Origin of the sequence: Flavobacterium granuli (assembly GCF_031456055.1) — a bacterium.
In the GTDB taxonomy this organism is placed as follows: domain Bacteria; phylum Bacteroidota; class Bacteroidia; order Flavobacteriales; family Flavobacteriaceae; genus Flavobacterium; species Flavobacterium granuli_A.
In genome coordinates, this window is sequence record NZ_JAVDTX010000001.1 from 387969 (window position 1) to 400010 (window position 12042).

Genomic DNA, 12042 nt, shown 5'->3' on the forward strand with positions numbered 1-12042 from the left:
TGTTTACGGTAAAATACCCCTTCGGTAGTTGTTAATTTATTCCTTAATTGAATTCTCCGAAATTATATTAGCAAGAAACATTTTTTCAAAAAGTGGTTTTCCTTGTTTTTGTACAAACTCATATTGCGCCTCTTCTTTTGTCGCAAATGTTTTTGAATAGACATAATATGAAAGTATATTCATATTGTAGAAAAAATTAGCATCCAACGAACCCGAATCAGTTAATTTCCTAATAAAAGCATCTCTTTCGCTTGCCACTTGAAAATTCCCCAATACAACATAATATCCAGGCATAATATCTTTAATCCCTTCAACTTTTTCAATTTTGATTGCTTTAGCTTTAGCTGGATTCTTTGCTAATTCTTTTTTAATTTGATCCAAAGTAAGTGACTTAGAAGCTACTCCTGTTTTAGCCTTAGTTTGAGACTCATAAGCCTTATTCTGATAACTTTGATTTTTTAATTTAGCCAAATTATCATCAAACAATCGAGCTTGCTTGCTATAAAAAGTTGCCTTACTGATATGTAATTTCAATTCTGATTTACTCTCATTATTTAAGGAATCTAGTTTTGTGATCAACTTCATATTGTTCAAATCGCGAGTTTGCTGCTCCATTTCCATGTTTTTCAAATCAACTGGAGTAAATTTTACTTGCTTTTGATCGGCCTTTGCTTTACTGTTTTCTCTAATACTTTTCTTGTATTCTAGGTTCTCTTCCACAACAATTCGCTCCGCTTTGTCCATCAAACCAGAATATACTTTTCTATTTTCTGCCAATTGCTTTTTAAGCTGTAATGACAATTCATTTGTCTTTTGGATATTCTCATTGGATATTTTTTGCAAACGAATAGATTCATCAAGATCGACCAATTCTGTTTTTTTCAATTCATTCAAATCTTTACCCATCGTTTTTACCAATGAATCCAATTTAACCAAAAGAATTTCCTGAATATTTTTATTTGCCTCCAAAACCAATTTAAGTTTTTCGGCTGAACCTTCTTTTGTATTATCAATTTCTTTTAAATTCACCAAAAGACCATTAACATTAATCACCTTTTGATTTATTTCTTCTTGTAATACCAGTTTTTCTTTAAGGCTATTGATTTCTTTGGCATTCGCTTTGGATTTTTCAACAACAACTTGTTTTTCTGCCAAAGCAAGCATCAACTCTTCATTTTCGTTGGTTGGCTTCACTTCTTTTACATTGATTGCCAATTTATTTCCTTCTGTCAATCCGTTTACAATTTCTGGATTTTGAGATTCCAATTGTTGTACGGTAATTCCAAATTGTTTCGCTATCGAATACTTAGTTTCTTTGGCTTTTACCACATAAAAAACAGTTTCGGCATTGATAACTCTCACTCTACCATCAAGCGTTTTCTTTTTATTTGGGATTTTAATTTCTTGTCCAACCTGCAGACCGTCTTTTAAAATAGCCGAATTGGCTTTATCTAAATCTTCTACAGATACATTATAAATTCTGGCAATACTAAACAATGATTCTTTTGGCTGAACCAAATGAGTATTTTTTGCGACAGCGGAATCAATTTTCTGAGTATTATCTTGTGGAATAATCAATTGCTGTCCAACTTGTAAACCATTGGCAAGAACAACCGTATTGGCACTTTGAATGGCTTCAACTTTGACATTATACTTTGTTGCCAATCCAAACAATGTTTCTTTTGGCGCAACAGTATGTGTAATAGAATTTGGGGATTGGGGGAGTAATTCTGGAATATTCAGTATTTGGTTTTCTGAAATTCCGTTTTGTGCTTCTGGATTTAATCTATAAATTTCAGAAGGTGTAGTTTTGTAGTTTTGAGCGATTTGGGGGATTGTTTCGCCTTTTAAAACTGAATGCTTAGTTACAGATTGCTGTCCGAAAGAGACATTTGATACAAAAGCAACAAACAATAGAAATCTTGAAAATTCTTTCATAAATAAGTAGGTTTAAACAATTAAGTCGTTACAAATGTAACGACTTAATGTTAAAAAAATTACTATTCCCACTCAATTGTTGCAGGTGGTTTTGAACTAATATCGTAAACGACACGATTCACCCCTTTAACTTTATTGATAATATCATTAGAAACTTTCATTAAGAATTCATACGGAAGATGTACCCAGTCTGCGGTCATTCCGTCTGTAGATTCTACGGCTCTTAAGGCAACAACTTTTTCGTAAGTACGCTCATCACCCATTACTCCAACGCTGTTAACAGGTAACAAAATAGCTCCTGCTTGCCAAACTTTATCGTATAATCCCCAAGATTTCAATCCGTCAATAAAAACTTTATCTACATCTTGCAAAATTTGTACTTTCTCTAAAGTAATGTCTCCTAAAATACGAATAGACAATCCAGGTCCTGGAAAAGGATGTCTTCCCAATAATTCTGGATCAATTCCTAAAGTTGCTCCTACTCTACGTACTTCATCTTTGAAAAGCATACGCAAAGGTTCAACAATCTTCAATTTCATATAATCTGGCAAACCACCTACATTATGATGTGATTTAATAGTTGCCGATGGTCCTTTTACAGAAACCGATTCGATTACGTCAGGATATATAGTTCCTTGTGCTAACCAAGTAACATCTTCTATTTTGTGTGATTCGTCATCGAAAACTTCGATAAAGGCATTACCAATTGCTTTTCTTTTCAATTCTGGATCAGTAACTCCAGCCAAGGCATCATAAAAACGTTGAGAAGCATCAACTCCTTTTACGTTCAATCCCATTCCTTCGTATTGATCTAAAACGCTTTGAAATTCATTCTTACGTAGCAATCCGTTGTTTACAAAAATACAATACAGATTTTTGCCAATCGCTTTATGTAATAAAACAGCTGCTACTGTTGAATCAACACCTCCTGAAAGGCCTAAAACAACTTTGTCGTTTCCGATTTTTTCTTTCATTTCAGCCACGATTTCTTCAACGAAAGCACCTGGTGTAAAATTTTGAGGAACCTCTGCAATTTTTACCAAGAAATTCTCCAACATTTTTGATCCATCTGTAGAGTGAAAAACTTCTGGATGGTATTGAATAGCATAAGTTGTTTCTCCTTCGATTTTGTAAGCAGCAAATTCTACATCGTGAGTACTTGCTAATTTTACTCCATTAGTAGGCAATGCTTTGATACTATCACTGTGGCTCATCCAAACTTGACTGTTTTCAGAAACACCTTCAAAGAAAATTTCATTTTCTTTTATATAAGATAAATTGGCTCTACCATATTCTCTCGTATTAGAAGCTGCTACTTCGCCTCCACTAAAATGAGATAAATACTGTGCTCCGTAACATACGGCTAGCATAGGAAGCTTACCTCTAATTTGTGATAAATCTGGATGTGGTGCATCTTCTCCTCTAACAGAAAAAGGGCTTCCTCCAAGAATTACGGCTTTATAACTTGATAAATCACTCGGAAAATGATTGTAAGGAAAAATTTCGCAGAATATATTTAATTCGCGAACTCTACGCGCAATAAGCTGTGTATATTGCGATCCGAAATCTAAAATAAGTACGTTGTGTTGCATGCGCAAAAATACTTTATATATTCGGAATTGAAAAATTGTATTTTGAAAAAATTTTATTTTATTTTTATCGAATAACTTTTCTTTGTTTTAGAGAAAAGAGCTCAATAAATTCAAGAAAAAGCAACAAAAAACAAAGATTATCCAATTTACAACTAATTATAAAAAACCAAAACCTGCTATTAATTAAAACCAAATCTACACGCTATGGCAAAAAAAATCTATTATTTCGGCATACTCGGGTTATTATTATTTGAAATTGCAAATGTTTATTTTATTATGCCAATGCCTGGGAGTCAAGAAATGAACAGTATCGATTTGGCCTATTTTTTATATTCTTGGAGATGGATTTTTAGAATAGTTTTTATTCTGATGTTACTTTATGGTTTCAAAGCTGCTTTTCAAAAATCAAAAATTTTCTCCCTTATATTTTTAGTTATCGTTATTGGAATTGGATATGCTACAAATTATGTCATGGCAGCAGATTCAATGTTTCATCAAACAAATAATCTAAAAATGAGTGACGCTTCAAAAAGTAAAGTAGATACAAGTCGAATAGTAATTGGTATCACTTACAAAGGAGAATCCAGAGCTTATCCAATACAATTTTTAGGATACCACCACCAAGTGTTTGATACTATTGCACAACATCCTATACTTGTAACTTATTGCACCGTTTGCAGAACTGGCCGTGTTTTTGAACCGATTGTAAATGGTAAAAAAGAAACTTTTCGATTAGTGGGTATGGATCATTTTAACGCTATGTTTGAAGACAAAACAACCAAAAGCTGGTGGAGGCAAGCAACTGGAGAAGCAATTGCGGGTACATTAAAAGGCCAATCTTTACCAGAGTTACAAAGCAATCAAATGTCATTAAACAAATGGCTCGCCTTAAACCCAAAAAGTTTAATCATGCAGGTTGACAAAAACTTCAAAACGGAGTACGACAGCTTGAGTAATTATGAATCCGGAAAAAGAAAAGGAAATTTAACAAGAAGAGATACACTTTCATGGAAAGATAAATCATGGGTTGTTGGGATTACGTTTGATAATCAGAGTAAAGCTTATGACTGGAATGATTTTGTCAAAAAAAGAATCGTTTATGATGTAATCAACAACAAACCTATTGTATTGGTTTTAGCCGATGATAAAAAGAGTTTTATTGTATTAGAAAGAAACAACAAAGAACAAAAATTCACTTTGAAAGACAATCAGTTAAATGATGGACAAAACAGCTACACATTTCTTGGAAAATCAACAAACCCTTTAATCAATGAACTTAAATCCATAAAAGCGTATCAAGAATATTGGCATAGCTGGAAAACTTTTCATCCATTGACACTGAAATAATTTCTTGTTCCAACTCCTTTTGTTATACTAATTTAAGAGTTAAACCGTTAAAAGATGAGATTGTATATCCATTAGATTTGCAAAAAACTCCAAATCATAAACTTTTACCTTAAATGAAAACAAAGAAATTTTCAATTCTAGTTATTTTAGCCTTAATTATTACGGTTTCATGCAATGAAGTAGACAAATTATTAACCTTTACTATTTCAGATCAAACTACATTTACAGTAAATAGTGGATTGCCTTTTAACACTCCTTTTGAAGCTGCTACTCCAGATGTTACAACCAATTCTACCACAGAATTTAAGAATAACAACACAAATGTAGATCTAGTCAAAGATGTAAAACTGGAAGAATTAAAATTGACGATTACAAGTCCTGCCGATAAAACATTTAGCTTTCTAAAATCGGTTCACATGTTTATTTCCACGAATGCCAATGACGAAATAGAATTGGCATTTCTGGATAATATCAGTTCAACCACAAATGTGCTTAATCTAACGTGTACTTCTCAAAAATTAGACAAATACATCAAGGCTTCAAGCTATAAAATAAGAACATCTGTAACTACAAAAGAAACCTTGACACAAGAGACAACTATAAAAGCAGATATGAAATTTAAAGTTACAGCCGATCCTTTTTAATCTTTTCGCTAAAAAAAATAAAACTATTCTTTGACAATAATAATAGTAGCTTTAAAACCTGTCCCAAGATTCCATTCACTAGCCGAAACTAGATTTTTTTTATCATCATAAACTCTGAATTCGGCTGTATTGGGGCCAGAATCACCTTGATTTAATGCTTCAAAATCAATTTTATTGAACCCTTTTTGCAAAGCAATTTCAAAACCTTTAAAATTACTATCTAAATACACTTGGGATTGAATAACCTCTCCGTTTAAATATACCCTAATTAAATCACCATCTACATATTGAGCATCTCTATACATTACTTTGGCAGATTCTGAAGTAGATTTATAAGTACCTAAATTCTGATTGCGACGGTAAGCAACTCCTTCCTGACGGTCGGTCTTTTTATTCAATCTGTCTTTTACCTCATCCCCAGGATTAATGAACTCATTCTTTGGAATCATGGAAATCTCACTCTTAACTTTTAGTTTATAATCCGAAACAGCATTAGGAGGTGACTGCACATTTGGACTTTTATATACATTGGGAGGAATAATCACAGAAGAGTCTATTGGAGGGGTAGCCTTCTTTTCTTTTGGCTTTATATTTACTGGTGGAATCCCTTTGAACTTTGTACTGGACTCAAATTGAGCATACGTACAAGTTGAAAAACCTATCAGAAAAATAAATAAAAGTTGTTTCATAGTATCAAAAAAAGTAGGTTTTATATCTAAAAACATTTTCCTCAAAAATAAAAAAAGAGTGATTATAAAATCACAAAACTAACATAATTTATTCCCTTTGAGTTGTTAAGAAATTCTAAATTTGATATGTAATGGTGAGAAACTTAGGAATCATAAAAAATAAAGCTAAAATTATTCTTTAGATTCTACTAAGCCTTGACTTTCTTTTCATTTCATTCATCACTGAAAATAAAAATCGTTTTCACTTAGCAATAATAAAACTCCAATTGCATTTTTATCACATACCATCTAATTAACAGGCAATTGTGAAACTTTATCTAAAAATTATATAACACATTCTTTGAAATATAGTAGGAAATTTGAAATCATCCTAGTAAAGGAATTAAATCCATTATGAATGATTTTTAAAATACACAAATATATGAAAAGTATATACCTTACAGCAGGACAAACATCAGATGTCTTTAATGAATTAAAAGACATCCTCAATGGCACACTGACATTCGAGAATAATGAATATACTTTGACATTAGACTCTAATTTTGTAAAAGGAAAAATTCAAGGAACAGTCTTCGATGAAGGAATGATATATATGCAATTTGATATTGTATTTTTTAATGATGTCATACTTAGTATGGAATCCTTACAAACTTCGCCTCTTTTCTTTACCTATTGTTCAGAAGGATTTTTCAAACATAGTTTTGGATTGCAAGGAGATAAAAAAAAACTTGAAAAGAATAATTCAGGAGTTCTCAAAAGCACTGCAAAAGTAAACAGTATATTGTATTTTGAAAGAAACGTTTCTACTCAATTTTCTGTTATTGGAATTGGAACCAATAAAATTTCTAAGGATATAAACCATATGTTAATTAAAAGATTGAGAAATACATTTTTTAATAACAACTCAGACTATCTGCAAGTAAGAACTCAAAATCAAAAAATATCTCTAAAAATTAATGAATTGAATACGATACCCCAAGAAGTTCTTTTCCGTAATTTATCAAAAAAGCGAATTTTGGAAACGATTTTGGAAATGGAAATTAAACAAAACACTGATAGTTTCTCTGAAATATCTTATGCTATTCATTCTTCAGCAGTAAGACAAATTGATGAAATCAAAAGGATATCAAATCTTACTATAAATTACTCTCAACAGTTATTCACATCTGAATATTTTATGCCTAAAATAGCTGTAATCAACAACAAATTGCAAGAAGGATTTAAATCTATGTTTATCAGACCTGTACACGATTTTCAAAATTACATTAGAATTGAAAGACAGAGAATTTGATTCGAGTTAGCTGAAACAGCACGCAATAAATATATTCCAAATAAGAAAAGAAAACAGTTTTTTTGCCAAAAATTGTTTTCTTTTCTTGCTATTACAATGTTCGAACTAATGATTAAATCACAATAAAAACAAAGGATATATTGAAGATTTAATAAAAGCGAACTATTAAGAGTTAGAATCAAAAAGAATCTCTTTCTTTTTTCTCTCTATAATCAATGTCTTTTTCTTGAAAATCTCCTTCTTCCTCAAAATCTTCTTTAGTAAAATCATCATCATCCTCTTCATCATCATCGTCGTCTTCATCCTCTTCCTCTTCTTCCTCGAGTGGGTCAACAGAATTTAAATTTAATGAATTTCGATTTTGATCTCGAAACACATTAGATTCATCAGTATCTGAATCATTATCTTCCTGATCTTGATTGTTAATGAAATCAACATTGGAACCTCGATTTTGGTCAGGGTAAAGATGAGAGTCCTTTTCTAAATCGTCATTTTCCAGATCTGGATTGTAATTTGGATTTTGGTAATCTCTTATAAAAGATTCATTTTCTACATTATGGCTGTCCAGCTCATAATTTGTGATTTGATTTCCCATGATAATTTTATTTTTTTGAAGTTGTTTTAGAACTTTTTTCAGCCGTTTTAGAAGTGTTTTTTGTATTTTCTGGCTTTTTGGCTACTTTTTTTGTTGCGTCTTTTGAATTTAGCTTACTCATAATTATAAATTTAAGTTTTTAATAATATTTGTTGATATGTCAAAAGTAGAACTAAGAGTCAACCAAGGCATTATAGAATTCAGTCATATTTTTACTTAATTCACATAGCATCAAGATTTTAAACCAAACAAAAGAATTGAACTTATCAACTAAGATGACTTGTTAATGCCTTTTGATTAGGTTTTGGCACTATTGACTATCTCCTATTATAATTAACCTTCCATTTCAAAAATCTTTTCTTTTTTTATAAAACATAGCCATCTATAAATCAAACGTTTGAATATTACAACATTCAGAACTAATTGTATAAATCCTTATGGTTCAATACAATCTAATTTTGGTAAACAATTTTAAAAAAAGAAATCATGAATAATTCAGACAAACAAAGAGACGCAGTTAGCACTCCTAAAAGCAACAGTTCAAAAAAAGATGAAAAGAAAACGCCAAGTAAAAAATCTGCCGCTGATGGTTTAAGAGAACTATTTGTCGATTCACTAAAAGACATTTATTGGGCTGAAAAAGCGCTAACAAAAGCCTTACCAAAAATGGCAAAAAACGCAACTGCACAAAACTTGATCGATGCCATTAATGACCACCTTGCAGTAACCGAAAATCAAGTAACACGTTTAGAACAAGTTTTCGGAATAATGGGTGAAAAAGTAGTTGGAAAAAAATGCGATGCCATGGAAGGACTTATTAAAGAAGGAGAAAGCATTGTCGAAGAAACAGAAAGCGGACCGGTGCGAGATGCAGGTATTATTGCTGCTTCCCAAAAAATTGAACATTATGAAATTGCAACTTATGGGACACTTGCCGCTTTTGCCAAAACACTTGGTGAGAATGAAGCATCTGAATTGCTTCTTCAAACATTAGGAGAAGAAAAAGAGGCTGACGTCACTTTAACCGAAGCCGCATACAACACCATTAATTTTGATGCTGCTGAAGTAGAATAAACCAAAAATAAAGAATCTGCAGTTATAGTTATAAGCTGCAGATTTCTTTATTACACCTCACATCTATCACTGATTTTTTCTTATAAAATCATTCAAATTCACCTGAAGAGTAAAAATATAAAGACATGAAAAAGCCTAACACAGAAAAAGAAGAAAATGCAAAACAAGAGGACTTGGCTCTTAACAAATCACAAGCTGACGACCAATTTCTTACCACTAATCAGGGCGTCAAAATTAATGATAACAATAATTCATTAAAAGCTGGAGAACGAGGTCCATCATTATTGGAAGATTTTATTCTTAGGGAAAAAATTACCCATTTTGACCATGAGCGTATCCCGGAAAGAATAGTTCATGCAAGAGGATCTGCAGCACATGGTTATTTTGAACTTTATAAACCTTTAGATAAATATACCAAAGCAGGTTTTTTAAATGATACTGGTATAAAAACTCCTGTCTTTGTTCGCTTCTCCACCGTTGCGGGTTCCCGAGGTTCAACAGATCTTGCTAGAGATGTACGTGGATTTTCGGTTAAATTTTATACTCAAGAAGGAAATTATGATTTGGTTGGAAATAATATGCCCGTGTTTTTTATACAAGACGCAATGAAATTTCCAGATTTAATCCATGCTGTCAAACCAGAACCCCATAATGAAATACCACAAGCGGCATCGGCTCACGATACTTTCTGGGATTTTATCTCTCTAATGCCGGAGTCCATGCATATGATTATGTGGGTTATGAGTGACAGGGCAATTCCAAGAAGTCTGAGAATGATGGAAGGTTTTGGAGTGCATACTTTCCGATTTATCAATAAACAGAATGAATCTCATTTTGTAAAATTTCATTGGAAACCAAAATTAGGAACTCACGCTGTCGTATGGGATGAAGCTCAAAAAATATCAGGAAAAAACTCCGACTTCCACAGACAAGATTTATGGGAAGCCATTGAGTCCGGAAATTTTCCAGAATGGGAATTGGGCGTTCAGATAATCCCTGAAAGCGATGAACACAAATATGATTTTGATTTACTTGATCCAACAAAATTAGTTCCCGAAGAATTAGTTCCCGTGACGATTATTGGAAAAATAGTTTTAAATAAAAATCCTGATAACTTTTTTGCCGAAACAGAACAAGTTGCATTTCATCCGGGGCATATTGTGCCTGGGATTGATTTTACGAATGATCCGTTATTGCAAGGAAGATTATTTTCCTATACTGATACGCAATTATTGAGATTGGGAAGTCCAAATTTCCATGAAATACCGATTAATAGAACCGTTGCACCAATGCACAACAACCAACGTGACGGACATATGCGTCAGGAAATAGCCACCGGACGAGTGAGTTACCATCCAAATTCATTGGGAAATGGCTGTCCATTTCAGGCTAAAATTGATCAAGGAGGTTTTAGTAGTTTTAATGAGCGAATTGATGCCCAAAAAGTTCGAGACCGCAGTGCCAGTTTTTCAGATCATTTCAGTCAAGCGACTCTGTTTTATCAAAGCCAAACAAATATTGAACAAGAACACATAATTAATGCTCTACGTTTTGAATTAGGAAAGGTTGAAACTTTGACCATTAGAGAAAGAATGCTTGGATTATTGTCTAAAATAGACAAAATATTGGCGAACAGAGTTGCCAAAGGACTGGGAATGAGTGTGCCTCAAGTTCTTGAAAAACCAATTAATCAAGGAGTTGGTGCCGATGCTGATGAAAAAAAATATGAGCCTAGTTTCGTGGAGCCACCGATTCAAAAATCGGATGCATTAAGTATGCTGAAAAACAAAACAGGCATAGATACGATATCGACAAGACAAATTGCTTTTCTGTGTAATGATGGAGTCAATGCTACTTCTGTAAAAAACATGAAAAATGCCTTAAAAAATGCAGGAGCGGATGTAAAAATCATAGCGCCACATTTGGGAAGCATTGTTTCAGAAGATGGCAGCGAAATTCCGGTTGACCAAAGTTATCTCATTGCGGCTTCAGTTCTTTTTGACGGAGTATTTATTCCCGCCGGCAAAGGAATTTCAGATCTTAAAAATATGAAAGAGGTCAAAGATTTTCTAAATGACTCTTACACACATTGCAAATTTATTGCAGCTGAGGGTGAAGGAATCAAAGTGCTTCCATTTAATGACAAGAAAGAGAATAAGCCAAGCAAGGATGCAGGAATATTTACAAGTGAAAAAGCGGGTGATGCTGACTTAGCCGTCTCTTTTATCAAAGGATTGGAAAAACATCGCTTTTGGGACAGGGAAGCACAACTCTAAAACGACTGCAAGGGCGTAATTGTCTATCATAACACCTAATTTAAAAAAATGAAAACTAACAACAAAGTGCTGGACATTTTTGAAAAATTTTCGATGAGTGCATCAAAAGCCGTGGGAAGTTCCATGGCTTTTGGCCTTGCATTTTTGCTTGTGCTGGTATGGGCCATTTGCGGACCTATTTTTGACTATTCAGAAACTTGGCAACTCGTGATTAATACCACTACCACGATAATCACTTTTCTGATGGTTTTTTTAATCCAAAAAGCACAAAACAAAGATTCGCTTGCCATTCAATTAAAACTAAATGAACTGGTCGCATCGAATGAAAATTCAAGCAATCGGTTGGTTGATATTGAGAGCATGACCGAAGAAGAGATGATGATCGTGCAAAAGTATTATCATAAATTGGGCGAGCTTTCCAAAGTGGAAAACGTAAAGTCATCCCATTCGATTGAAGAAGCACAGGAGCAACACAAAATCAAAAATCAGCACCGAGGTAAAAGTGTCAAGAAAAAAAATGCGGTTACCAAAAAAAGTAAATCTGAGTCAACACAGAATAAAAAAACAAGTTTGTAAACTTTAGTTTTTAGACAGTT

At 32.9% G+C, this 12042-nt stretch carries 10 protein-coding genes; 6 read left to right on the top strand and 4 right to left on the bottom strand.

All coding sequences use genetic code 11. The features are described from left to right. Positions 1–36: 36 nt before the first annotated feature. Both J2W95_RS01705 and guaA read right to left on the bottom strand, forming a co-directional pair. Complete coding sequence (locus J2W95_RS01705; RefSeq protein WP_310003294.1) at positions 37–1938, bottom strand: muramidase family protein; 1902 nt, start codon at positions 1936–1938, stop codon at positions 37–39. Between the two features lie 62 nt (positions 1939–2000). Then, complete coding sequence (gene guaA / locus J2W95_RS01710) at positions 2001–3530, bottom strand: glutamine-hydrolyzing GMP synthase (RefSeq protein WP_310003296.1); 1530 nt, start codon at positions 3528–3530, stop codon at positions 2001–2003. A gap of 204 nt (positions 3531–3734) precedes the next feature. Here guaA and J2W95_RS01715 point away from each other — a divergent pair, with 204 nt between their 5' ends. Together J2W95_RS01715 and J2W95_RS01720 are read left to right on the top strand one after the other, a co-directional pair. After that, positions 3735–4877, top strand: coding sequence for a DUF3179 domain-containing (seleno)protein (locus J2W95_RS01715; RefSeq protein ID WP_310003298.1), 1143 nt, complete (start codon positions 3735–3737; stop codon positions 4875–4877). A gap of 113 nt (positions 4878–4990) precedes the next feature. Continuing rightward, positions 4991–5521: a hypothetical protein gene (locus J2W95_RS01720; RefSeq protein WP_310003299.1), complete on the top strand. Its 531-nt coding sequence runs from the start codon at positions 4991–4993 to the stop codon at positions 5519–5521. A gap of 23 nt (positions 5522–5544) precedes the next feature. Here the strand turns inward: J2W95_RS01720 and J2W95_RS01725 are convergent, their stop codons facing one another. Then, complete coding sequence (locus tag J2W95_RS01725; RefSeq protein WP_310003301.1) at positions 5545–6246, bottom strand: hypothetical protein; 702 nt, start codon at positions 6244–6246, stop codon at positions 5545–5547. 385 nt (positions 6247–6631) lie between these two features. Here J2W95_RS01725 and J2W95_RS01730 point away from each other — a divergent pair, with 385 nt between their 5' ends. Beyond that, positions 6632–7501: a hypothetical protein gene (locus J2W95_RS01730; RefSeq protein WP_310003303.1), complete on the top strand. Its 870-nt coding sequence runs from the start codon at positions 6632–6634 to the stop codon at positions 7499–7501. 178 nt (positions 7502–7679) lie between these two features. On the opposite strand, the gene J2W95_RS01735 is transcribed toward J2W95_RS01730, so the two are convergent. Next, entirely contained in the window at positions 7680–8096 is a 417-nt protein-coding gene (locus J2W95_RS01735) for a hypothetical protein (RefSeq protein WP_310003305.1), read from the bottom strand. Positions 8097–8582: 486 nt separating this feature from the next. Here J2W95_RS01735 and J2W95_RS01740 point away from each other — a divergent pair, with 486 nt between their 5' ends. The 3 genes from J2W95_RS01740 to J2W95_RS01750 all read left to right on the top strand — a co-directional run bounded on the left by J2W95_RS01740 (position 8583) and on the right by J2W95_RS01750 (position 12022). Continuing rightward, a complete protein-coding gene (locus J2W95_RS01740) occupies positions 8583–9170 on the top strand; it encodes a YciE/YciF ferroxidase family protein (RefSeq protein ID WP_310003307.1) in 588 nt (195 codons plus the stop codon). Between the two features lie 125 nt (positions 9171–9295). Next, complete coding sequence (locus J2W95_RS01745; protein ID WP_310003310.1) at positions 9296–11446, top strand: catalase; 2151 nt, start codon at positions 9296–9298, stop codon at positions 11444–11446. A gap of 48 nt (positions 11447–11494) precedes the next feature. Next, positions 11495–12022, top strand: a complete 528-nt coding sequence (locus J2W95_RS01750) for a low affinity iron permease family protein (RefSeq protein ID WP_310003311.1) — start codon at positions 11495–11497, stop codon at positions 12020–12022. Positions 12023–12042 lie beyond the last annotated feature (20 nt).